A 24,334-nucleotide genomic window follows, 5' to 3' on the forward strand; every position below is an offset into this window, starting at 1 on the left:
TGCGCCGCTTATTTCCAGATGTTCCATGGCGAGTGGAGCCAAACGCCCACCACCAGCAGCCACACCAAGGTGACCGGGATGAAAATCTTCCAGCCCAGACGCATGATCTGGTCGTAACGGAAGCGCGGGAATGTGGCGCGAATCCAGATGAACATGGACACGATCAGGAAAGTCTTGAGACCCAGCCAGATCCAGCCTGGAATGGCGTTGAACAAGGCGCTGTCGATGGGTGGCAACCAGCCGCCCAGGAACATGATCACCGCCAGGATGGACACCAGCCACATGCTAGCGTATTCGGCCAGGAAGAAGATGGCAAAGCCCATGCCCGAGTACTCGACCATGTGTCCGGCCACGATTTCGGCTTCACCTTCGACCACGTCAAAGGGGTGACGGTTGGTTTCGGCCACACCCGAGATCAGGTACACCAGGAAAATCGGCAACAAAGGCAGCCAGTTCCAGGACAGGAAACCCAAACCCATGTGGGCCATTTGGCCTTTGCCTTGCGCGAGCACGATTTCGGTCAGGTTCATGCTGCCCGAGACCATCAAGACCACCAGGAAGCAAAAGCCCATGGCGATTTCGTAGCTGACCATCTGGGCCGACGCACGCAGCGCACCCAAAAAGGCGTACTTGGAGTTGGACGCCCAACCCGCGATGATCACGCCATACACTTCAATCGAGGTGATGGCCATCACCAGCAAAAGACCAGCGTTGATGTTGGTCAGCGCCACTTCGGGCCCGAAGGGAATCGCCACCCAGGCGGCCAGGGCCGGCATGATGGCCATGATGGGGCCGAGGCGGAACAAGCCCATGCTGGCCGCTGTCGGGTTGATCAGTTCCTTGGTCAGGAGCTTGAGCGCATCGGCAATCGGCTGCAACAAGCCCATGGGGCCTACGCGGTTGGGGCCATGGCGCACTTGCATGAAGCCCAGCAGCTTGCGCTCCCACAGCGTCAGGTAAGCCACAGCGCCCATCAAAGGCGCGAGGATGGCCACGATCTTGAGCAAGATCCACAAAACAGGCCAAACCAAAGTGGCCCACCAGCTGGCAGCGACCAAGTTCAGGCCGCCGTTGTACAGAGCGTCAATCATGGGGTCACCTCCTGGCGGGCGTCTGCGGTCAGCTGCAAGGACGGCGCACGGCGAACGATGCTGTCGAGCTGGTAGATCGAAGCGCTCACGGGTGCTGCGGTTGTGGCGGTCAACGTGATCGCAGCGCGCGTGGCATTCGAAGCCACCAAAGGCTTGGCCGTGGCACGGGCCAGCACCTCTTGCGAAGTTTCAAAAGACACGCCCGGGATGTCGAGCAAATTGGCCAGCACACGCAGCACTTTCCAGGCAGGACGTGTCTCGGCCAAAGGCTTGACCACGGCATGGAAGCTTTGCAGGCGGCCTTCGGCGTTGACAAAGGAACCCGATGTTTCGGTGAACGGCGCAATGGGCAACAACACATCGCTGAAAGCCATGTTGGCTTTGAAAGGGCTGAGTGTCACGACCATCTCGGCCTGACCCAAAGCGTGTGCAGCGGCGCTGCCTGCAGCGCTGTCGAACTCGGGTTCGGTGTTCAGCAAGATAGCGGCTTTCAAGCCACCGGCCAGCATTTGGCCTGCATGCTTGCCACCGGTTTGCGGCTGGGCCCCGACCCACTGCGCGCCCACGGTGTTGGCCGCTTCGGTCAGGTAACCCACAGTCGCGCCGGTTTGCTCGGCAATCCAGTTGGCCAAGGCCAGCAGGCTCGATGCGTTGGCTGCGTGCGCTGCGGCATTGCCCAGCAGCACGGCTTTGCGCTCGCCGCCCAACAAGGACTTGGCGATGGCTTGGGCCTGCGCGGTGGCGTTGCCCGTCACAGGCGCTGCAACGCCCTTCTCTGCCGCGATGGCTGCGGCCACATCGGCCAAGGCTTGCGCCCAGCCCGAAGCGTCGGTCAGCACGGCTTGCGCCACGGGCATGGCCCAGGCGTCGGCATGGCCGAAAGCTGCAGATGACGTGATGACGTTGAGCTGAGCGCCGTGGCGCACGGCGTGGCGCATGCGCAGGGCAAACAGCGGGTGATCCTTGCGCAGGTTGGAGCCCACCACCAGCACGCGCTGCAAAGTGGAAAGCGATGCGATCGATGTGCCCAGAGTGCGGACACCTTCGGAAGCGCCAAACTCAGCGTGACGCAAACGGTGATCGATGTTGTCCGAACCCAGTCCGCGCATCAAAGCGCCAGCCAGGTACAACTCTTCCAGGGTGCTATGCGGGCTGACCAATGCGCCGATGCTGTTCGCACCATGGTCGCGCTGGATGTTGCGCAAGCCATTGGCCACGTATTCAAGCGCGGTCTGCCAGTCGACGGTTTTCCACTCGCCGCCCTGCTTGAGCATGGGCTGGGTCAAGCGGTCGCCGCCGTTAAGTGCTTCGTAAGAGAAGCGGTCACGGTCGGCAATCCAGCACTCGTTGACTTCTTCGTTCTCGAGTGGCACCACGCGCATAACCTGGTTGTTCTTGACCTGCACGACCAGGTTAGCACCGGACGAGTCGTGTGCCGCAACCGACTTGCGGCGCGACAACTCCCAGGTGCGGGCGTGGTAGCGGAAAGGCTTGCTGGTCAGGGCACCAACAGGGCAAATGTCGATCATGTTGCCCGACAACTCGGAGTCGATGGTCTGGCCCAAGAAGGTTTCGATCTCGGCATGCTCGCCACGGTGGGACATGCCCAGCTCCATGGCACCCGCCACTTCCTGGCCAAAGCGCACACAACGTGTGCAATGGATGCAGCGGCTCATCTCTTCCATGGAGATCAGCGGGCCAACTTCCTTGTGAAAGACCACGCGCTTTTCTTCTTCGTAACGCGAGGTGCTGCCGCCGTAACCCACGGCCAGGTCTTGCAACTGGCACTCACCGCCCTGGTCGCAGATGGGGCAATCGAGCGGGTGGTTGATCAGCAAAAACTCCATGACCGACTTCTGCGCCGCAATCGCTTTGTCGCTCTTGGTGCGCACGATCATGCCCTGTGTCACGGGCGTGGCGCAGGCGGGCATGGGCTTGGGGGCTTTTTCGACCTCGACCAGGCACATGCGGCAGTTGGCCGCGATGGAGAGTTTCTTGTGGTAGCAGAAATGGGGAATGTAGGTGCCTGCTTTTTCGGCGGCATGCATCACCATGCTGCCTTCGGCAACTTCCACTTTCTGACCGTCGAGTTCTATTTCAACCATGGGTCTTCACCGCTGTTGCATCGGCGCTGACCACAGAGGTCTTGTGCTCGATGAGGTGTACAAATTCGTGACGGAAATGCTTGAGCATGCCGCGCACCGGCATGGCCGCTGCGTCGCCCAAGGCGCAAATGGTGCGGCCCATGATGTTGCCCGCCACGCTGTCGAGCATGTCGATGTCGCTGGGACGGCCCAGGCCGCGCTCGATGCGGTCGACCATGCGCCAGAGCCAGCCTGTGCCCTCGCGGCAAGGGGTGCACTGGCCACACGACTCGTGCGAGTAAAAGTAAGACAAACGCGCCAGGGCCTTGACCATGCAGCGTGTCTCGTCCATGACGATGACCGCGCCAGAGCCCAACATCGAACCGCCCTCTTTGGCGATGCTGTCGTAGTCCATGGTCAAGGTCATCATCAAATCGGCCGGAATCACGGGCGAAGACGAACCGCCGGGGATCACGGCCTTGAGCTTGCGGCCACCGCGCACGCCACCAGCGAGCTCAAGCAGCTTGGCAAACGGTGTGCCCATGGGCACTTCATAGTTGCCGGGGCGCTCCACGTCGCCGCTGACCGAGAAGATCTTGGTGCCGCCGTTGTTGGGCTTGCCGCATTCCAGATAAGCCTGGCCACCGCTGCGGATGATCCAGGGCACCGCCGCGAAGGTCTCGGTGTTGTTGATGGTGGTGGGCTTGCCGTACAAGCCGAAGCTCGCAGGGAACGGTGGCTTGAAGCGCGGTTGGCCTTTTTTGCCTTCGAGCGATTCGAGCAGCGCGGTTTCTTCGCCGCAGATGTAAGCGCCAAAACCGTGCGAGGCGTGCAACTGGAAGCTGAAGGTGCTGCCCAGAATGTTGTTGCCCAGATAGCCTGCTGCGCGGGCTTCTTCAAGGGCTGCTTCAAAGCGCTCGTAGGTGTGGAAGATTTCGCCGTGGATGTAGTTGTAACCCACGCTGATGCCCATGGCGTAAGCCGCGATGATCATGCCTTCGATCACCGTGTGGGGGTTGTACTCCATGATGTCGCGGTCTTTGCAGGTGCCCGGCTCGCCTTCGTCCGAGTTGCAGACCAAATATTTCTGACCAGGGAACTGGCGGGGCATGAAGCTCCACTTCAGACCCGTGGGGAAGCCCGCACCGCCGCGACCACGCAGGCCGGATTCCTTGACGGTGGCGATCACCTGGTCTTGGGTGAGGCCTTCGCCACCATCCTTGCCGAGGATCTTGCGCAAGGCGGCATAACCGCCGCGCGCTTCGTAATCTTTGATGCCCCAGTTCTGGCCATTCAAACCGGCATAGATTTGCGGATTGATGTGGCGGTCATGGAAGCAGGTTTCCACGCCCGTGGCCTGGAATTGGCTCAGGATTTGTTCGACTTTCATCAGGCGGCCTCGGCTTTCTTCAGGCTGTCGACGAGTTGGTCGAGTTTTTCATGGCTCATAAAACTGCACATGTGGCGGTCATTCACCAGCAGCACCGGCGCATCGGCGCAAGCGCCCTGGCACTCGCTGGGTTGCAGGGTGAACAGACCGTCGGCCGTGGTTTCGCCCGCATGAACACCCAACTTGTGCTCCAGATGTTCGAGGGCCTTTTGGCCACCGCGCAACTGGCAAGGCAGGTTGGTGCAAACGTTCAGCTTGAACTTGCCCACCGGCTTTTGGTTGTACATGTTGTAGAAGGTGGTCACTTCGTGGACCGCCATCACCGGCATGCCCAGGTAATCGGCCACGACCTGCTCGCTGACGGGGCTGACCCAGCCTTGTTCTTGCTGCACGATCGACAGGCAAGCCATCACGGCCGACTGCTTCTGGTCTGCAGGGAACTTGGCGACTTCACGCGCAAAGCGCGCTTTGGTTGACTCAGAGATCATCGGTCAATCTCTCCAAAAACAATGTCCATCGTCCCGATGATGGCGACCGCGTCGGCCAGCATGTGGCCTTTGGCCATTTCATCGAGAGTGGCCAAATGGGCAAAGCCCGGGGCACGAATTTTCAGGCGGTAGGGCTTGTTGGCACCATCGCTCACCATGTAGATACCGAACTCACCCTTGGGGTGCTCGACTGCGGCATAGGCCTCGCCTTCTGGCACGCGGAAACCTTCGGTGAAGAGCTTGAAATGGTGGATCAAGTCTTCCATGTTGGACTTCATGCCTTCGCGTGAAGGCGGCGCCACTTTGTGGTTGTCGGTGATGACCGGGCCAGGGTTGGCACGCAGCCATTTCACGCACTGCTGGATGATGCGGTTGGACTCCCGCATCTCCTGCACGCGCACCAAATAGCGGTCGTAGCTGTCACCGGTCTTGCCCACCGGCACATCAAATTCGACCTGGTCGTAGGCGTCGTAGGGCTGCTTCTTGCGCAGGTCCCAGGCAAAGCCCGAGCCACGCAACATGGGGCCAGTCATGCCCAGGTTCAGGGCGCGCTCGGGCGGGACCACGCCAATGCCCACGGTGCGTTGCTTCCAGATGCGGTTGTCGGTCAGCAGGGTTTCGTACTCGTCGACACACTTGGGGAAACGCTGCGTGAAATCGTCGATGAAATCCAGCAGGGAACCCTGGCGGTTCTTGTTCATCTCGGCGATAGTCTTGGCGTTCTTGACCTTGCTGGCCTTGTACTGCGGCATGCTGTCAGGCAGGTCACGGTAAACACCACCGGGGCGGAAATACGCGGCATGCATGCGGGCGCCCGACACGGCTTCGTACATGTCAAACAGGTCTTCACGCTCGCGGAAGGTGTAGATCAGGATGGTCGAGCTGCCGCAGTCGTTGCCGTGCGAGCCGAGCCACATGAGGTGGTTCAGGATGCGGGTGATTTCCGAGAACATCACGCGGATGTACTGGGCGCGCATCGGCACTTCCAGACCCAACATCTTTTCGATGGCCAGGCAGTAAGCGTGCTCGTTGCACATCATCGACACATAGTCCAGGCGGTCCATGTAGGGCAGCGACTGGATGTAGGTCTTGTGCTCGGCCAGCTTTTCGGTGGCGCGGTGCAACAGACCAATGTGCGGGTCGGCGCGCTGCACCACCTCGCCGTCGAGTTCCAGCACCAAGCGCAACACACCGTGCGCAGCCGGGTGCTGTGGACCAAAGTTCAGGGTGTAGTTTTTGATTTCGGCCATATCAGTTCAGGCCTCCGTAGTGTTCTTCACGGATGATGCGTGGCGTGATTTCACGAGGCTCGATGCTCACCGGCTCGTAAATCACGCGCTGACGCTCGGCGTCGTAGCGCATTTCAACGTGACCCGACAGCGGGAAGTCCTTGCGGAAGGGGTGACCGATGAAACCGTAGTCGGTCAGGATGCGGCGCAGGTCGTTGTGGCCTTCGAACACGATGCCGTACAGGTCAAACGCTTCGCGCTCATACCAGTTGGCCGAGTTCCAGATCGCGTTGAGCGAGTCGACCAAAGGCAGGTCGTCGTCGGGGCACAGCACTTTGACGCGCACACGCTGGTTCAGACTCACCGACAGCAAGTGCACGGTCACGCCGAAACGGGGACCGTCGGTGCCCACTTCGCGGTAAGTGGAATAGTCCACACCCGCCAAGTCAATCAGTTGTTCAAATTGGCAGCCCGGCGCATCGCGCAAGGTTTGCATGACGCCCAGGTAATGCTGAGCACTCACATGCACAGTCACTTCACCCAAAGCGATGGAAATGTTCTGAACACGGTCACCCAAGGCCGCTGCCAGGGTGTCTTGAAGGTCTTCAGGGCGAATGGCAAAATGAGTCATCGTCATTCCCTTCAAGCGCGCGCGATGGTGTGCGTGCGGCGGATTTTCTGCTGCAGCTGGATGATGCCGTAGATCAGCGCTTCGGCTGTGGGGGGGCAGCCCGGCACATACACATCCACCGGCACGATGCGGTCGCAACCGCGCACCACCGAGTAGCTGTAGTGGTAGTAACCACCACCATTGGCACATGAACCCATAGAGATCACCCAACGTGGCTCGGACATCTGGTCGTAAACCTTGCGCAGGGCAGGCGCCATCTTGTTGCACAGGGTGCCGGCCACGATCATCAAGTCGGCTTGGCGTGGACTGGCGCGGAACACCTCGGCACCAAAGCGGGCCAGGTCATAGCGGGCTGTGGCCGAATGCATCATCTCGACCGCACAGCAAGCCAGACCAAATGTCATGGGCCAGAGCGAGCCGGTTTTGGCCCAATTCACCACCGAGTCGTAACTCGTGGTGATGAAGCCCTCTTTCATCACGCCTTCAATCATTTTTTGTCCTTAAGCAAGCTGAATGTTGCCGTCAGTGCGAATGTTCATTCCCAGTCCAGAGCGCCTTTTTTCCATTCGTAGACAAAGCCCACGACCAGAATGGCCAGAAAAATCACCACAGCCACGAAGCCGGCCATGCCCACTTCCTTGAGGGCTACAGCCCAAGGGAACAGGAACGCGATTTCCAGATCGAACAAGATGAACAGGATGGCCACCAGGTAGTAGCGCACATCGAACTTCATGCGGGCGTCTTCAAAGGCTTCGAAGCCGCATTCATAGGGGGAGTTTTTTTCCGCGTCAGGTCGGTTGGGGCCAAGGATGTAGCCCAAAACCTGGGGAATGATGCCGACAGCAATGCCGACCAAAATGAACAAGAGAATGGGGAGGTATTGTTCGAGGTTCATCTTGAGACTGACGGTATCACCGAATGAAACACCCAAGCCTGTCGGCTTGGGCTTTTCTGTTTGTCTGGTGCCGTCGGCGAGACTCGAACTCGCACAGCTTTCGCCACTACCCCCTCAAGATAGCGTGTCTACCAATTTCACCACGACGGCTGGATACATTTGCCCGAGTTGCATGAGGCGCGCCAAGTGGCACATTTAGCTCTCCGGACAATCCCGTAGTTTACTCTGAAAAGCGCGCCATTTCCTTTCAAAAACCGGGAAAATTGTGCAGAGCAGCAAAGCTGAACGGCAGCTTACTTGGCGGGTGCCGGTGGCACGCTGTTGTCAGGCTTGGCGGTGGGCGTGTTGCCCGGAATTTGAGCAGCAGTGCTGCTGTCCACAGGCGTTGCTGGCGCGGGGGCCGTCACTGCGGCGCCCTCGAGCACGCTGCCCGAAGGTGCGGCGGGACGCGCGTTGCTGAAATAAGCCAAGGCCAATGTGCACACAAAGAACACCGCCGCCAACACCGCCGTGGTGCGCGACAGAAAGTTGGCCCCGCCTGTTGCACCAAACAAACTGCCCGAACCACCGCTGCCAAAAGCTGCACCCATGTCAGCGCCCTTGCCGTGCTGGATCAGGATCAGACCAATCATGGCCAGTGCCGACAACATCTGGACCACCAAAATCAAAGTCAACATCACGCTCATCAGGATTCTCCGAACAATCTAAAAAAAACAGGGGATTGAAAGCTCAGCGCGAAGCGGCCTTCAACATGGTCAAAAACTCGGACGCCTTCAGCGCCGCACCACCGATCAAACCGCCATCCACATCGGGCTGGGCCAGCAAATCGGCAGCGTTGGCGGCATTCATGCTGCCGCCGTACAAAATCGATACACGGTCCGCATGCGCGCTGGCCGCTTGCAACTGTGCCCGCAAAACCGCGTGCACGTGTTGCGCTTGCTCAGGGGTCGCCGTCAATCCGGTGCCAATCGCCCAAACCGGCTCATAGGCCACGACGATTTCGCTGATGCAATGGCCGTTGGTGTGAATGACCGCTGCCAATTGTCGCTTGACCACCGCTTCGGTTTGACCCGCATCGCGCTCGGCCAGACTCTCGCCCACGCACACGATGGGGGTGATGCCCGCCGCCAATGCGCGCTGGACTTTGCTGGCCACGGTCACATCCGATTCGCCGTGGTATTGACGGCGCTCCGAGTGACCCACGATGCAGTAGCGCACCGCAAAGTCACGCAACATGTCGGCCGACACCTCACCCGTGTAAGCGCCTGCTTCGTGGGCAGACACATCTTGTGCACCCAGAGCCAGGGCCGATCCGGCCAACAAGGCTTGCGCTTGCGCCAAATATGGCGCAGGCACACACACCGCCGCACGGCAAGTCTTGCCGCCCATGCCCGCCAACACTTCGGACAACAAAGAAGCGTTGGCAGCGAGGCTGCCATTCATCTTCCAGTTGCCGACCATCAACTTGGCTGCCATCGTCGTCACCAGGTCACCACCAACTTGCCCACATGCTGGTTGGTCTCCATCAGGGCATGGGCTTGCGCCGCGCCCGAGGGCAGACCACCACCCGCCTCCACCGCGCCAAACACGCTGTGGATGACCGGCTTGATGCAGCCTGACTCGATCCAGGGCCAAACGGTTTGGTGCAAAGACCGAGCAATGGCCGCCTTGAAAGCCACAGGCCGTGGACGCAAGGTCGAACCGGTGATGGTCAAACGGCGACGCAAGACCAAGCCTGCATTGAACGCGCTTTGGATACCGCCTTGCACCGCGATGATGACCAAGCGGCCGTCTTCGGCCAGGGCCTCGACTTCACGCGCCACATAGTCGCCTGCAACCATGTCCAAAATCACGTTCACACCCACGCCGCCCGTCAGGCGCTTGGCCTCGGCCACGAAATCGGTGGTTTTGTAATTGATGGCGTGGTCTGCACCCAAGGCCAGACAAGCCTGGCATTTGTCGTCAGAACCCGCCGTGGCGATCACCGTCGCACCCGCGGCCTTGGCCATCTGAATGGCTGTGACCCCGATGCCGCTGGTGCCGCCCTGGATCAACAAGATCTCACCCGCTTGCAAACGCCCGCGGTCAAACACATTGCTCCAGACCGTGAAGAAGGTCTCGGGCAGCGAGGCGGCTTCGGTGTCCGTCAGGCCCTTGGGCACTGGCAAACACTGCGCCACCGGGGCCACGCACAGCTGCGCATAACCACCGCCCGCCACCAAGGCGCACACGCGGTCACCCACGGCCAAGCCCGCTTCGGCCATGGCCGCAGCATCACCCGACACCACCACACCCGCCACTTCGAGGCCGGGAATGTCGGAGGCACCCGGTGGTACGGGGTAGTTGCCGGTGCGCTGCAGCACATCGGGGCGGTTGATGCCGCTGGCCGACACGCGAATCAACAACTCCCCTGCCCCGGCCACAGGGTCGGGACGGGAGCCTGGCACCAGCACCTCGGGGGCGCCGTAGCTTTGGATTTCAATGACGTTCATGGTGAATCCACGCAATGTCGGGTGATCGAAGACCACCCGAAGCAGCGCTGTTTAGCCCTGAGCTGGACGGTCCAACAAAGCCTTCATCGACAGCTTGATGCGGCCTTTTTCGTCGGTTTCCATGACCTTGACCTTGACGATCTGGCCTTCGCTCAGGTAGTCGGTCACTTTTTCAACGCGCTCGTGGGCGATCTGGCTGATGTGCAACAGACCGTCTTTACCGGGCAACAGGTTGATCAAGGCACCGAAGTCCAGAATCTTGGTGACTGGGCCTTCATAGACCTTGCCGATTTCGACTTCGGCCGTGATCTGCTCGATGCGCTTCTTGGCGATGTCGGCCTTCTCGCCGTCGGTGGCCGCGATGGTGATGGTGCCGTCTTCCTCGATGTTGATCTGGCAGCCGGTTTCTTCGGTCAGGGCGCGGATGGTGGCGCCGCCCTTACCGATCACGTCACGGATCTTCTCAGGGTTGATCTTCATGGTGAAGAGCTTGGGCGCGAAATCGGACACTTCGGTGTTGGCTTCGCTCATCGCTTCTTGCATCTTGCCCAGAATGTGCATGCGCGCTTCTTTGGCCTGGGCCAAAGCGACTTGCATGATTTCCTTGGTGATGCCCTGGATCTTGATATCCATCTGGAGTGCGGTGATGCCGTTGGTGGTACCGGCCACTTTGAAGTCCATGTCGCCCAGGTGGTCTTCGTCACCCAAGATGTCAGTCAACACTGCAAAGCGGTTGTCTTCCTTGATCAGGCCCATGGCGATACCGGCCACGTGGGCTTTCATCGGCACGCCAGCGTCCATCATCGACAAGCAGCCGCCGCAGACCGAAGCCATGGACGAAGAGCCGTTGGATTCGGTGATCTCGGACACCACACGCAGGGTGTAGGGGAACTCTTCTTTGGTCGGCAGTACAGCAGCCAAAGCACGCTTGGCCAGACGGCCGTGGCCGATTTCGCGGCGCTTGGTCGAACCCATGCGGCCCACTTCGCCCGTGGCAAAGGGAGGCATGTTGTAGTGGAACATGAAGCGGTCTTCGAACTCGCCCGCCAACGCGTCGATGCGCTGAGCGTCGCGCTCAGTGCCCAAGGTGGTGATGACCAACGCCTGGGTTTCGCCACGTGTGAACAAGGCCGAGCCGTGTGTGCGGGGCAGCACGCTGTTGCGGATTTCGATGGGGCGCACAGTGCGTGTGTCGCGGCCGTCAATGCGGGGCTCACCCGCCAAAATCTGGCTGCGCACGATGCGCGCTTCGATTTCGAACAGCAGGTTGTCGAGCTTGACGGGGTCAAACGCCACACCCTCTTCGGCCAAAGCGACTTTGACCGACGCATAGGCTTCACGGCATGCGTGTGTGCGGGCTTGCTTGTTGCGGATCTGGTAGGCAGCGCGCAGTTTTTCTTCGGCCAAGGAAGCCAGTTTGGCTTCAAAAGCGGTGTCGCGGGCAGGCGCTTGCCAGTCCCACACGGGCTTACCAGCTTCGCGCACCAGCTCGTGGATGGCGTTGATGGCGGTCTGGCTTTGCTCGTGGCCGTACACCACAGCACCCAGCATGATTTCTTCGGACAGTTGCAGGGCTTCGGATTCGACCATCAGCACAGCGGCTTCGGTACCGGCCACCACGAGGTCCATCGCGCTGTCTTTGCGCTGGGTCTGACCAGGGTTCAGGACGTACTCGCCGTTGATGTAACCCACGCGTGCGGCGCCGATGGGGCCGTTGAACGGGATGCCCGAGATGGACAAAGCAGCAGACACGGCGATCATCGCGGCGATGTCGGCGTCAACTTCAGGGTTCAAAGACACGGTGTGGATGACCACATGCACGTCGTTGTAGAAACCTTCAGGGAACAGGGGACGGATCGGGCGGTCGATCAGGCGGCTGGTCAGGGTTTCGTGCTCGCTGGGCTTGGCTTCGCGCTTGAAGAAGCTGCCTGGGATCTTGCCTGCGGCGTAGGTCTTCTCGATGTAATCGACCGTCAGCGGAAAGAAATCTTGACCGGCCTTGGCGATCTTGGAACCCACGACGGTGGCCAGCACCACGGTGCCTTCCATGTCGAGCAGCACAGCGCCGCCCGCTTGGCGAGCGACTTCGCCGGTTTCCATCTTGACCGTGTGCTGGCCCCACTGGAAGGTTTTGGTGACTTTATTAAAAATGGACATGTTCAGAACTCCTGAAAACAAAAGCGCATGAGGCTGCACTGTGGGCCCGGAAGTTGACGCTCTGAACTCGATGCCATTCCACAAAACCTTGATTTGAAAGCCTTGTGGAATGACACAGCGCGAGATCGCCCTGACAAATTCCGACTAAAAAAAGAATAAAGCGCCTGAGCTAGTGAACTAACTCAGGCGCTTTTCATCTGGAGAGACGATTATTTACGCAGGCCAAGCTTGGCGATCAGCGCAACGTAACGGTCAGCATCACGGGACTTGAGGTAGTCCAACAGCTTGCGGCGACGGCTCACCATGCGCAGCAGGCCACGGCGACCGTGATGGTCTTTGGCGTGTGTTTTGAAGTGGGGAGTCAGCTCGTTGATGCGAGCAGTCAGCAAAGCGACTTGGACTTCGGGGGAGCCAGTGTCGTTGGCAGCACGTGCGTTGGCCTTGACGACCTCGGCCTTGATCGAAGATGCGATCATGGTATTTCCTTGTTGTTTCGCTGGCGTTCAGTGACGAATTTCAGCGGGTTAATGACTTGCGCCACCTGCCGGAAAAGCGGATGGCGTGCGCTTTGCAAATCGCAAAACAGGCGGATTATAGCCCGAATGAGGGCACTTTGATGACCTTCAGCCCCGTTGACGGTCGGCCATGCCGTGCCTTTGGAGCCCCCAAAAGGCGGCACGCACCCGATTGAAAAGCATGGATACCCGCATTCGCGGGTATGACAAGCGTTCATTGCGGTCACGTTGCTTTAATTGGGGTCAGATCCCGATTAATTCTTGGCCAACCAAGCTTTGAGCCGTTCCACGCCTTGGTTCAACCTGGCCAGGTCTTTGGAGGCAAAGCACCAGCGCAGCCAACCTGCCGCTTCGGGGGCAAAGGCTTCGCCGGGGGCCAGGCCCAAACCGGCCTCGGCCACCAGGCGCTTAGCCGTAGCCACCGCGTCAGGATGCCCATCGAGCTTGAAAAATGCGTACATGCCGCCCTTGGCCGGGGCCAACTGAACACCCGGCACGGCTTGCAACAGCGGCACGAGGGTGTCGCGACAGGCTTTGAGGTGCGCCACCACGCGGGGCGTGATGTCGGCCGTATTTTGCAGCGCCACCACACCCGCTTTTTGAGTGAACACCGAGGCGCACGAGGTGTTGAACTCGATCAGTTTGCCCATGTGGGGTGTCATGGCCGCGGGCATGACCAGCCAGCCCAGACGCCAGCCGGTCATCAAAAAGCTCTTGGAAAAGCTGTGCACCACGACAAGGCGGTCATCCGGCTCGGCCACATCCAGAAAAGACGGCGCACAGCCGTTGGCCGTGTCGGTTTCGTAATACAGGCGCTCGTACACCTCGTCGGCCAGCACCCAGGTGCCGGTGCTGCGGCAATGCGCCAATATCTCGGCCTGCTCGGCCCGGCTGAGTGTCCAGCCTGTGGGGTTGTTGGGCGAGTTGACGATGAGCATGCGCGTGGCGGGCGTGATCGCGGCTTTGAGCGCGGCCATGTCGAGCTGCCACTGGCCACCCACCGGGCGCAGCGACACACATTTCAAATTCGCGCCCATCACCAAAGCCTGCGCCGTCAGGTTGGGCCAGACGGGCGTGACGGCGACCACCTCATCGCCTGCGTCGATCAGGGCTTGCGCGGCCAGCATCAAGGCGTTCACGCCGCCCGAGGTGATGGCGAGGCGCTCCACGCCAATGGATCCATGCAGGGCCGACATGTAGTCGGATACCGCCTGGCGCAGCTCGGGCAGGCCCAAATTGTGCGAATAAAAGGTCTCGCCTATTTGCATCGAATCGATGGCCGCCTGGCGCACGATGTCGGGCGTGACCTCGTCGGACTCGCCAAACCAGAAGGCCAGCACATCAGGGCGGCCCATGCCCGCGTTGGCCACTTCGCGGATGCGGGACTCTTCCAGGTCCATGACGGCCTGGCGCATGAAAGGAGGGGTGTTTGGGTTCATGCATCCATCGTAACGGCTGACCTGCCCTGCAGGTGTCACCCCTTGCACAACTGTTGCGCTTGCCTATGATGATCGGCACAACAACAGACAGGGAGACCGCCATGAACACACGGCATTGGATGACTGCGCTCACCAGCGTGGGCTTCGGGTTTGGCTTGTTGACCATTGCGCCAGCCAGCCATGCTGGAGACAACTTCACCGCCGTCACGGCCGCAGAAAAGCCCGCGAAGGCCAAAAAACCCAAACAGGCCAAAGCGCCCAAACCGCCTGTCAACCCCGGCACAGGCGAGAGCAAGGCCGAGCGCGACAAACGGCTGCTGCGCGAGTGTCGCGGCAAAGCCAATGCGGGCGCTTGCGAGGGGTTTGCCAGTTAAGAAGCCCAAGCGAGTACTGGTGCATGCCACCATTCGCGAGCAGGGGCTCGCTCCCACTCAGACCAGCGTCCACCACTGCGCCAGGCCACTGGCCCGCACGCTGGGGCGGTGGATGGCGCCTTCCAGCAAGCCCGCTTCGGCTTCGATCAAGGTGAATTGCTCCTTCGCCCGCGTGATGCCCGTGTAGACCAACTCCCGGCTCAAGACTTCGGCACCGCCGGGCGGCAGCACCAGCACGGTGTGCTCGAATTCTGAGCCCTGGCTCTTGTGCACGGTCATCACAAAAGCGGTTTCGACATGGGGCAGGCGCATCACGCTGACCGAGCGCAAGGCCTCGCCATCCAGGAACCAGACCTTGAGTTGGCCCTCGGTATTAGGCAGCACCACGCCGACATCGCCGTTGAAAACGCCCAGCTGCGCATCGTTGCGGGTGACCATGACGGGCCGCCCAGCAAACCACTCGCCCGTGACTTTGAGCAGGCCCTGGTCGGCCAGTGCCTTTTGCACAGCGGCATTGAGTTCTTGGGTGCCCCAGTCGCCCTGATGCACCGCACACAGAATGCGAAAACGCTCGAAAGCCTTGAGCACGCTCCGCACCCAAACTGCGTGCGTTTCCGTCCCCTCCCCCGCGGGACCCTGTTGCATGAGACGCAGGTAATGGCCGTAAGACGGTTTTTCAGATGCGCCAAGCGCCAAAGCGCAAACGGCCTGAGGGTTTGAGGGTTGCAGGGCGAGCAAAGCGCTGGCTTGGTTGGGGCTGGCGGCTTCGGCGGGCATTCGCGAGCGGGGGCTCGCTCCCACAAAAGGCAGAAGAGTGGCGCGGGCGGCAGTGGCGTCGCCCCGATTGACCGCGAGGGCCAGCTGACCGATGGCACCTTTAAATCGGCGGCTTTGGCGCAGCATCACGGTTTGTTGAGCAAGCAAGGGCGCAGCGCCTGCAGACAGGTATTGGGCAGGCAAGGTCTGCCCTGCCACGGTCTGCACGAACTGCGCGGTGGCTGCGCTGTAGCGGCCTGCAGCGGCGTCGCGGCACAAATCGCCCAGAACCGCCCCCGCCTCGACCGAAGCCAGCTGGTCCTTGTCGCCCAGCAGCACCAGCCGCGCCGTGGCGGGCAGCGCCTGCAGCAGCGCGTCCATCATTTCCAAATGCACCATCGAGGCTTCGTCCACGATCAGCACGTCCACATCGAGCGGGTGGGCCGCGTGGTGCCTGAACTGGCGCGTGTCGGGCCGCGCACCCAGCAGCGAATGCAGCGTGCGCGCCAGGCCCATGCGGGCGATCAGCGTGTTCAAGTCGAGGCCGCTGCCCTCTGGCACCTGATCTTGCAAACTGGTCAGTGCGTTGTCGATGGATTGCTTGAGCCGCGCCGCCGCCTTGCCCGTGGGTGCGGCCAAGGCCACACGCAGCGGGCTGCCATCCTCGTGCAGCGCCAGCAGCAAGGCCAGCAAACGGGCTGCGGTGTAGGTCTTGCCCGTGCCCGGTCCGCCCGTGATGACCGACAAACGCTCACGCAGCGCCACGGCGCAGGCCACCTTTTGCCAGTTGATCTCGGCAGGCGCCTCGGCGTTGGGCACAAAAAAACGGTCCAGCCAGCGGCGTGCCGCCGCCTCGGGCACTGGCAAGGGTTCGCTGGCCCGTTGCAGCAGGCCTTGGCCCACACGCTTTTCATAGCCCGCATAACGGCGCAGGTACAAGAGCGGTGCATCAGCGCTGCCGCCCAGCACCAGCGGCTGGCCCTGGTCGGGCGGGTCGCTGTGGCGCACGCAGGCCTTGGAGGATGTCGCCCCTTGCAGAGCCGCTTGCCAGTCGGGCAACGTGGCGGGCAGGTGCGCCCACAGGGCTCGCAAGCCTTGCGGCCCCTCCACCGCCAAGGCGGGCCAGCCCAGCAGCGCCACAGGGGGTGCGGACAGGTCGGCCAGCGGCAAGCAGGTGTGGCCCCGCCCTTCCATTTGCGCAAGCATGGCCGCCGCCACCAGCAGCGCGGGGCTGGCTTGGCCATCGAGCCGCAGCAATTGCGCTGCAAGGGCACTGTCGATTTGGCGCAGCAGGCCTTGCTCGGTCCACAGCTGCAGCCATTGCAGCGTTTGCGCAGCGCTCAAGCCTTGGGCGGGCAAGTCGTTGAGCCAGTCCATTTGGGTGACGGGAACAGACACCCTGCGGGAGGGCTTTTTGAAACTCATGCTTTCACCTCGGCATTGAGCATGGCGTCCAGACCATCGAGCAATTCGAGCGGCGCAGGCAAGGTGCAGCAGCCGCCCACAGGCCCGTCAATGCCACGCAAGAACAGGTACACCGCGCCGCCCAGTTGCTGCGCTGGGTTGTAGGCACTTCCTAAGCGGGCGCGCAGCAGGCGGTGCAGCGCCAGCATGTAGAGCGCGGCCTGCACCTCGTAGCGGTGGTGCGCCATGGCCTCGGCCAAAGCCTGCGGTGTGTAGGCGGCGTCGTCTGCGCCCAGGTGGTTGGATTTGTAGTCGAGCACCCAGTAACGACCTTCGTGCTCGAACACCAGATCGGCAAAACCCATCAGCATCCCGTGCAGCTGCGCGTCGGGCAGTTGGGGGCGGCTCACGCCAGGCAGCAGGTGCTGCTGGCACAGCGCATCCACCTCGCGGGCATGCAGCCGCTCGGCGGGCAGCCAGAACTCCATCTCGGGCAGCAAGGTGCCCAGCGCATTGAGCGGGCTACCGGGCCCACGCAGGGGCTGCGCCACCACACGGGTGAGCCACTGCACCACCTCGTCGGCTTGAGCTTTGTAGCCTGCGTTGTCGCAGCGCTTTTTCAGGCGCTCGGCCTTGGGTCCGTCGAGCACGAAACCATCGGCGGCCAGCCATTCGAGCTGGTCATGCAAAAAGTTGCCAGCGCTCGGGCCTTTGGCAAAGCGGTGCCAGGGGGCTTGTGGGCCAGCCTGCTTAGGCAGCGCCTGCGCGTCCACGGGCGGCTCGTCGTCGGCCGGGCGCGGCGTGGCCATGTGCAACACCGTTTGCGAAGACAGGTCCCGCGTCAGACGCGAGAAGCTCGCGATCGTCCACGACTTGTCGATGCGGGCGGTGCAGCTCAGCGCGTCACGCAGTTCGCTGGTGTGGGCAGGCCGCTGCCAGACGGTGAGTGGCACCTCGGCGCTCGCGCTCACCAGTTGCACCGACAAGCGCTGCTCATCTGCATCTTTTTCCAGCGCTTGCAGCTTGGGCAACCAGTCGGCAGCCTCGAACTCCAAACCGCCACCCAGCAAATGGCCTGCCGCGCTCTGGTGGTTCACACATGACTTTCCACCCTGCCGATTGACCGGGCTCCAGCCCACCCACAGCGCATGCCGCGCCCGCGTGAGGGCCACGTACCACAGGCGCAGGTCTTCGCGCAGGCGGTCGTGGTCTGCAACCTTGGTGTCGTCTTTGTCAAAGTCCAGCGTCCAGACCCGCTCGCCCTCCCCTCCGTCCAGTTGCAGCACCGGGGTTTTGTGGGCTTCCAGCATGCGGTGGCTGTGCGCAAAGGGCAGGCACACGACCGGGTACTCCAGGCCCTTGCTGGCGTGGATGGTAATGACCTTGACCAGGTCTTCGTCGCTCTCCAGGCGCACGGTCTGCTCTTCGCTGTCGCCAGCGCTACCCGCGTTCACCTCGTCGATCTGCTGGGCCAGCCAGCGGATCAGGGCCTGCTCACCGTCGAGTTGGCTGCTGGCGGTCTGCAGCAGTTCGGCCAGGTGCAGCACATTCGTCAGGCGGCGTTCGCCGTCGCTCTGGCCGCGCCAGCGCCCGGCCAGTTGCAGCACATGCAGCGACTGGCGCAGCATGGCCAGCACCCCCTGCACTTGCCAGACCCCGCGCAACTCGCGCATCTGCTCGGCGCGTTGGTCCAGCAACTCATCTTGCGTGGCCAGCTCGTACAGCTCGGCCAGCGACAAGCCCACCGTGCGCGTGCCTAAAGCGGCACGCACGCGGCGCATGTCTTGCGGCTCGGCCACGCCGCGCAGCCACAGGCACAGGTCACGGGCTTCGTCGCTGGCAAACACCGAGTCGCGGTCCGACAAATAAACCGAGGCCACGCCCCGCGCACGCAAGGCCTCGCGCACGGCAGCGGCCTCTTTGCCTGTGCGCACCAACACGGCGATGTCTTTGGGTTGCAGAGGTTGATCGCCCTTGTCGGCCGTGGCAAAGCGAGCCTGCGGATCGCTCAGCCAGGCCACGATCTGCTCGGCGCAGAGGGCTGACAGGTGCGAGAGCGCATCGCGCGGGCTGCGCAGTGTGGCGTCATGCACCACGGTCATGGCCTGCACAACGCCTTCGCGGGTGGTGAACACTTCACTGCGGCCCTTGGCTTTGACGGGCTGGAAAGGCAAGGGATCCTCGTCGCCACGCTGATAGCCAAAGGCGTCTTTGGGGATTTCAAACCAGCGGTTGACCACATCGACCACCGCCTGAGTCGAGCGGTAATTGGTGGCCAGCACATGGTGGCGGCCAGCGGTGGCGATGCGTGCGGCCAGATAGCTGTGGATGTCAGCCCCGCGAAAACCGTAAATCGATTGCTTGGGGTCCCCAATCAGCAGCAGCGCAGCATCTTGCCGGTTCTCGGCCGTGCGGTAGATGCGGTCAAAGATGCGGAACTGCAGCGGCGAGGTGTCCTGGAACTCGTCAATGATCGCCACCGGGAACTGCTCGCGCAGGCGCTGCGCAAGGCGCTCGCCCGATTCACGGTCGGCCAGCGCCACATCGAGGCGCTGGAGCATGTCGGCAAAACCGAACAGGCCACTGCGCCGCTTGAGCTCGGCCATGCGCTCCAGCACATGGGTGCGGGCGTGCAGGCGGGCGGCTTTTGCGGAGTCGGGCAAAGCTTGCAGCTCTGCCAACAGTTGCGCATAAGCCTGGCTTTCTGGCGGCAAATCCACCACATCGCCGTCTTTGCGGCACTCCAGAAGACCCTCGGGGGTAAAGCGGTTCCAGCCTTTGCCCATCGCGTCTTTCAGCGCCTTGAAATCGCCATCGCTTTGAGCCCAGGACTTCAGCGATTCAAGCCACTTTTGAGAACGGCCCACCTGCAACAAGCTCCCGTTCCAGCCATGTTTCTTGACTGCCAGTTGCCCCTCAATCCAGCCCAACAAGTTGTCGGCCTTTTCAACCCACCCCTGCTTGAGCGCCGCCAGTTGCGCATCGCGCTCGGCCAACGCCGCGCCGAAGACCTGCGCCAGCGTACCGGGCGCAGGGTTAGCCAGCGGCACCGCCATCAGCGCACGCATGTCCTGATCGAGCGCGGGCACGTCGCGCCAGACGCGCTGCACCTGCGCCACCAGCGGTGTGGCCATGGGGTAGAGCTGCTGACGCCAGTAGTCCTGCACGGCCTCCAGCCGCAGCGCGGCTTCGTCACCAACCAGCTGCTCTTCAAACAGGCTGCCGCTGTCAAAGGCATGCTCGCGCAGCATGCGCTGGCACCAGGCGTCGATGGTGTAAACGGCCGCGTCGTCCATGGCCTGCGCGGCCAGCGCCAAGCGGTAGGCGGCCTGTTCGCGGGGCTCGCCTTCGGGGTATTCGCTGCAAAGCTGGTTTAGAAAAGGATCGTCCGTTTCGGCGATGCCTCGGAACACCTGCGCCGCCTCGGTCAGGCGGGCGCGGATGCGGTCCGACAGCTCGCGGGTGGCGGCGCGGGTGAAGGTCATCACCAGCACGTCTTGCGGCAGCATGGGGCGCACGGGTGCGCTGCCTTCGCTGCCGTGGCCCAGCACCAGACGCACATACAGGGCAGCAATCGTCCAGGTCTTGCCCGTGCCTGCGCTCGCCTCGATCAGGTGGCTGCCGCGCAGCGGAAAGCTGTGGGGGTTGAGGGCGTGTGCGGTGCTCATGCGTCTTCCCCTTCGTCGTCCTCAAACGCATCTGGCAAGACCTCGACTTGCGCCTGCGCAGCCCAAGCCTTGAGCGGCGCGTACACCGCCTGCGCCAACCGGTCGAGTGCGCCCGTGGTCAGCAAGTCCTCCACCGTCGAGTAGGTGCGGGCCAGCGCCGGGTCTTTGTCTTTTTCTGCGCTTTTGAACTCGCTGCCCTCGTAGGCATCGGCCAGTGCGTTGGTGTTTTCTTTGTCCCTGAGCCACTGCAAAGCCACACCGGGTGGCAAGGGCAGCGGCCAGCGCATGCCCTCGGCCCAGGTGGCCAGCAGGGTCTGCAACTGGGCGCGAGCGGCTTCAGGGTCTTGCGGTTCTGCCCGCACCGCGGCGTTGCGGCCCACCACCACGCACTTGCATGGCTGGTCCATGGCGGCAACGGCCAGCGACTGCAGCCAGATGTCGATGAGTTTTTCAGGCAATGCGGTGGCCTTGCCCGCTTTGGAAATGCTGACCAGCTTGTTGGCGCGCAGGCTCAAGAGCATTTGCCCGCCCTCACCCGCCAGTACGCCGCCCAGCGCATCCTGCAAGCACACCTGCGGGTGCGTCTGATCAACCAGCACGCGCTCGGCCGCATCGGGGTAATCCGCGCGCTCGCGCAGTGCGGCGGCCAGCTGGGTCTGCAGGATGTGGGTGAGCTTTTGGGCTTCGAGCGTGCCCACCCCCGCCAGCGGCAAAGCCCCGGCCTCACGCAAGTGCTGCACCACACGCGTCACATGGCGGGGCAGTTCGTCTGCACTCAAATCTGAGGGCACGTGCTGTAGTTCATGGTCGAGCAACTGGTACAAGTCCAGCCCGCCCAGGCCAAACAGTTCTTCGTCGTGAAGCTCGCTGCGTTCGTCATCCAAATGCACCTGCAGCCGCTCTCTGAAAAACGCACCCACAGGTTTGCGCAGGAAGCGGGCCAGTTGCAGCAAGGTGATGACGGGCACGCCGTTGGCGGACTCCAATACCGGCAACAAGCCTGCATACCCCGTGGGAGCGAGCCCCTGCTCGTGAATATCTGCTTCGGGTCCGCAAGCATTCGGCCGCAGGGGCGACCTCCCACCCAAGGCACTGGCTGCGTTTTCTGTGGGAGCGAGCCCCTGCTCGCGAATGTCTGATGAGGCCAAAGCAGAGGGGCGTTCGGCTGCAGGGGTGGCCTCCCGCTGAAGATCCATTTGCGCCGCCCGCCACTCCTTGGCATAGGTCTGCAGCCCACTGCCCGCTTCAAAGTAAGCGCGGCTGAAGGGTTGCAGCGGGTGCACCGTGGTCAAGTTCTTGGCGGTGTCTTTGCCAAAGAGCAAGTCGATCTCGTCACGCAGCTGAGAGACCAGCACCGAAGGCGGTTGTTCGCTGTTGTTGCGTACGCTGCGGCCGCTCCAGCTCACGTACAGCACCTGCCGCGCCGACAAGAGCGCTTCGAGCATGAGCTGACGGTCGTCGTCGCGGCGCGAGCGGTCGCCCGGGCGCGTCATACCGGGCAGGCCCATCAGGTCAAAGTCGGCACGTGGGCTGCGGCGCGGGTAATCGCCGTCGTTCATACCCAGCAGGCACACCGCCTGGAAGGGGATGGCCCGCATCGGCATGAGTGTGCAAAACGTCACGCCCCCTGCCCTGAAGCGTTGCTCCAGCCGGGGTGCCTTCAAAGCTTCGAGCCAAGCCGATCGGGCCACGGCCAAGGGCACGGCCTCGGCAAAGCCCGCTTCGTCGCAGGCGCGCACCCAGTCGCTGAGCGCCTGGTCGAGCGCGGCCAGCGCATTGCGGTCGTTGTCGTCACGCGGCTTGAACAGGGCCGCCAGCATGGCGCGGCAACGCTCAGCCCACTGCGCGGGCGTGGCGCATTGTGTGCAGGTTTGCCACCAGTCGATCAGCGCCTGCAGCAGGTGCGCCAACGACCCAGCCAGTTCGGCGTCCAGCCCGCCCACCTCAAAGTAAGGCGACACGCCCAATGCCAGGTCATCGTCCACCGGATCGGCCCCGCAGGCATAGCCCATCAGCATGCGCTGCACGCCAAACAGCGCCGAGTTGTCGTCGCCGCACACGCCCAGGCCCAGACCCGCACGGTGCTGCGCCGACAGGCCCCAGCGGATGCCCGAGCCCGCCATCCAGCGCGTGAGCGTGGGCAAGTCTTCATCCTTCAAGCCAAAGCGGGCCGCGAGCGCGGGCACTTCGAACAGCTCGACCAGCTCGCTCATGCGGCTGCGCTGCTGCGGCAGGGCCAGTAACCATTCGACCGCGTGGATCAGCGGGCTGATGGCCTGCGCACCCAGGTCGGCAATGTCGTACGGAATGAAACGCGCATCGCTGCGCTTGTATTGGCCAAACACGGCGCGGATCGCAGGGGCCATGGTTTCGATGTCGGGCACCATGACAACCACGTCGCGCGGCGACAGTGGTTGATCGCCCGGCGGCGTGTGGAACCACTGCAGCAACTGGTCGTGCAGCACTTCGAGTTCGCGCACCGGGCTGTGCGCCACACTGAACCTGACCGAACGGTCGTCCTTGCGCAAAGGCTGGACTGGGGTGCCCCCGCTCGACGGCTCCAGGTCGCGGATGCGCCGCTGCAGCTGCGCCAGCAGGCGTGTGTGGTCTTCGCCGGGCACATCGTCAAAAAAGTCCAGGCGGTTCAGCTGTGTGAGCGTCAACGCCGCACGCACATCGTCAAACGCATCGAGTTGGCGGATGAAATCGCGCCCCTGCCGCCCCCAGGCGGCCAAGAGCGTCGGCGCGTGCAGGTGCATCTGCGCCAGCGGCATGCCTGCCAACGCCTCGCCCCGATAGGCGTGACGGCGGCGCTCGGCCTGCAGCCATTCGCGCCCGTCGATGATGTCGCCCCAGTGGTACTGGCACGGGTTGGGCACGGCCAGCAGCACCTGACTGTGCGCAGCCAAGGCAGCCAGCATCTCCAGCAGCTGCCCGGGCATGTGGCTCATGCCAAACACCGACACGCGCCGCGCCACGGGGCTGGCCAGCGGCTGGCCCGACTGCAGGTGCGCCAGCGCCAGCGCCCGCGCATGCAGCGCCGGGCGGGTGGCCTGGCGCTGGGTCTCGTCCAAAGTGGCGAGCACGCGCCGCCACAACTCGGCTTGCCAGAGTTGGTCATCGCCCAGCGCATCGTGCCCAACAGCCTTGCGCAGCAGGTTGCGCCCTGCGGCCCAGTCTTGCAGCCAGTCGGGGCGGTAAATCTGGTACTGGTCAAACAGGTCGGCCAGTCGGCTGGTCAATTGCAGCAACCGGTCGGGTTCGTCGCCGCGCAAAAAACCCGCCACGGGTTTGAACACCGGGTCTTGCAAACAGCCAGGCAACAAAGCCATCAGCCGCCAGGTCATGGGCAGTTTGTCGAGCGGCGAATCGGGCGGCACGTTCTGCGTGCCCAGCACCTGCCGGTAGGTGCGCCACAAAAAGCGCGAGGGCAGCTCCACCCGCGTGGCCGCACACACCCCACCTTGACGGGCGAGTTCGATCTTGATCCACTCGGCCATGCCGTTGCTCTGCACCAGCACCACTTCGCTCTCGAGCGGCTGCAAAGGGTGCGCACGCAGCCAAGCCGTGAGGGTGTCGGCCAGCACCTCGGAGCGGTGGCTGTGCAGGGCGATGAAGCCAGGCGAAATGGCAGGAATGGGCATGCAGGCGGGAAAAGGAGCGGAGAACGAAAGCGTCAAGAATATCCGCAATCTAGCCCCACGCAGGCTCAAGGCGCGAG

At 62.5% G+C, this 24,334-nt stretch carries 18 protein-coding genes and 1 tRNA gene; 1 reads left to right on the forward strand and 18 read right to left on the reverse strand.

The genetic code is table 11. The annotated features are described in order from the left end of the window. Positions 1-8: 8 nt before the first annotated feature. From nuoH to B9Z34_RS03325, 15 genes are all read right to left on the reverse strand, one after another. Positions 9-1,091, reverse strand: a complete 1,083-nt coding sequence (gene nuoH / locus B9Z34_RS03255; RefSeq protein WP_108426640.1) for an NADH-quinone oxidoreductase subunit NuoH — start codon at positions 1,089-1,091, stop codon at positions 9-11. Beyond that, positions 1,088-3,196: an NADH-quinone oxidoreductase subunit NuoG gene (gene nuoG / locus B9Z34_RS03260; RefSeq protein WP_108426641.1), complete on the reverse strand. Its 2,109-nt coding sequence runs from the start codon at positions 3,194-3,196 to the stop codon at positions 1,088-1,090. The genes nuoH and nuoG overlap by 4 nt, the downstream gene beginning before the upstream one ends. Further along, positions 3,189-4,565 (reverse strand): NADH-quinone oxidoreductase subunit NuoF, encoded by a 1,377-nt coding sequence (gene nuoF / locus B9Z34_RS03265; protein ID WP_108426642.1) that lies wholly within the window; start codon positions 4,563-4,565, stop codon positions 3,189-3,191. Before nuoF ends, nuoG begins: the two co-directional genes overlap by 8 nt. Further along, on the reverse strand, positions 4,565-5,053 hold the full coding sequence (gene nuoE / locus B9Z34_RS03270) for an NADH-quinone oxidoreductase subunit NuoE (protein ID WP_108426643.1): 489 nt from the start codon (positions 5,051-5,053) through the stop codon (positions 4,565-4,567). The genes nuoF and nuoE overlap by 1 nt, the downstream gene beginning before the upstream one ends. Next, positions 5,050-6,303, reverse strand: coding sequence for an NADH-quinone oxidoreductase subunit D (locus B9Z34_RS03275; RefSeq protein ID WP_108426644.1), 1,254 nt, complete (start codon positions 6,301-6,303; stop codon positions 5,050-5,052). Before B9Z34_RS03275 ends, nuoE begins: the two co-directional genes overlap by 4 nt. A 1-nt stretch (position 6,304) precedes the next feature. Continuing rightward, positions 6,305-6,913 carry an NADH-quinone oxidoreductase subunit C gene (locus tag B9Z34_RS03280; protein ID WP_108426645.1) on the reverse strand — a complete coding sequence of 203 codons (609 nt, stop codon included), beginning with the start codon at positions 6,911-6,913 and terminating at the stop codon, positions 6,305-6,307. 11 nt (positions 6,914-6,924) lie between these two features. Beyond that, the gene (locus B9Z34_RS03285) at positions 6,925-7,404 is read right to left on the reverse strand and encodes an NADH-quinone oxidoreductase subunit B family protein (RefSeq protein ID WP_019428571.1); all 480 of its coding nucleotides are present in this window, start codon (positions 7,402-7,404) and stop codon (positions 6,925-6,927) included. Between the two features lie 44 nt (positions 7,405-7,448). Then, positions 7,449-7,808, reverse strand: a complete 360-nt coding sequence (locus B9Z34_RS03290) for an NADH-quinone oxidoreductase subunit A (RefSeq protein WP_108426646.1) — start codon at positions 7,806-7,808, stop codon at positions 7,449-7,451. Between the two features lie 65 nt (positions 7,809-7,873). Then, a tRNA-Leu gene (locus B9Z34_RS03295) sits at positions 7,874-7,958 on the reverse strand. A 143-nt stretch (positions 7,959-8,101) separates the two neighbouring features. Then, positions 8,102-8,494 (reverse strand): preprotein translocase subunit SecG, encoded by a 393-nt coding sequence (secG, locus tag B9Z34_RS03300; protein ID WP_108426647.1) that lies wholly within the window; start codon positions 8,492-8,494, stop codon positions 8,102-8,104. 43 nt (positions 8,495-8,537) lie between these two features. Then, a complete protein-coding gene (gene tpiA, locus B9Z34_RS03305; protein ID WP_108426648.1) occupies positions 8,538-9,284 on the reverse strand; it encodes a triose-phosphate isomerase in 747 nt (248 codons plus the stop codon). A 5-nt stretch (positions 9,285-9,289) separates the two neighbouring features. Then, on the reverse strand, positions 9,290-10,300 hold the full coding sequence (locus tag B9Z34_RS03310) for an NAD(P)H-quinone oxidoreductase (protein ID WP_108426649.1): 1,011 nt from the start codon (positions 10,298-10,300) through the stop codon (positions 9,290-9,292). Positions 10,301-10,351: 51 nt separating this feature from the next. After that, entirely contained in the window at positions 10,352-12,457 is a 2,106-nt protein-coding gene (gene pnp, locus B9Z34_RS03315; protein ID WP_108426650.1) for a polyribonucleotide nucleotidyltransferase, read from the reverse strand. 209 nt (positions 12,458-12,666) lie between these two features. Further along, positions 12,667-12,933 (reverse strand): 30S ribosomal protein S15, encoded by a 267-nt coding sequence (gene rpsO / locus B9Z34_RS03320; RefSeq protein WP_019428565.1) that lies wholly within the window; start codon positions 12,931-12,933, stop codon positions 12,667-12,669. A 293-nt stretch (positions 12,934-13,226) separates the two neighbouring features. Beyond that, positions 13,227-14,411: a pyridoxal phosphate-dependent aminotransferase gene (locus B9Z34_RS03325; RefSeq protein WP_255417444.1), complete on the reverse strand. Its 1,185-nt coding sequence runs from the start codon at positions 14,409-14,411 to the stop codon at positions 13,227-13,229. A gap of 101 nt (positions 14,412-14,512) precedes the next feature. Between B9Z34_RS03325 and B9Z34_RS03330 the strand changes: the two genes are divergently transcribed. After that, positions 14,513-14,785, forward strand: coding sequence for a hypothetical protein (locus tag B9Z34_RS03330; protein ID WP_108426652.1), 273 nt, complete (start codon positions 14,513-14,515; stop codon positions 14,783-14,785). 57 nt (positions 14,786-14,842) lie between these two features. Here the strand turns inward: B9Z34_RS03330 and recD are convergent, their stop codons facing one another. Genes recD through recC form a run of 3 tightly spaced genes read right to left on the reverse strand, consistent with a single transcriptional unit; the run spans position 14,843 to position 24,257 of the window. Continuing rightward, the gene (gene recD / locus B9Z34_RS03335) at positions 14,843-16,966 is read right to left on the reverse strand and encodes an exodeoxyribonuclease V subunit alpha (protein ID WP_108426653.1); all 2,124 of its coding nucleotides are present in this window, start codon (positions 16,964-16,966) and stop codon (positions 14,843-14,845) included. After that, complete coding sequence (gene recB, locus B9Z34_RS03340; RefSeq protein WP_108426654.1) at positions 16,963-20,613, reverse strand: exodeoxyribonuclease V subunit beta; 3,651 nt, start codon at positions 20,611-20,613, stop codon at positions 16,963-16,965. Before recB ends, recD begins: the two co-directional genes overlap by 4 nt. Then, positions 20,610-24,257 (reverse strand): exodeoxyribonuclease V subunit gamma, encoded by a 3,648-nt coding sequence (gene recC / locus B9Z34_RS03350; RefSeq protein WP_233249385.1) that lies wholly within the window; start codon positions 24,255-24,257, stop codon positions 20,610-20,612. The genes recB and recC overlap by 4 nt, the downstream gene beginning before the upstream one ends. Between the last annotated feature and the right edge of the window lie 77 nt (positions 24,258-24,334).

This window comes from Limnohabitans sp. Hippo3 (assembly GCF_003063665.1).
GTDB lineage: Bacteria > Pseudomonadota > Gammaproteobacteria > Burkholderiales > Burkholderiaceae_C > Limnohabitans_A.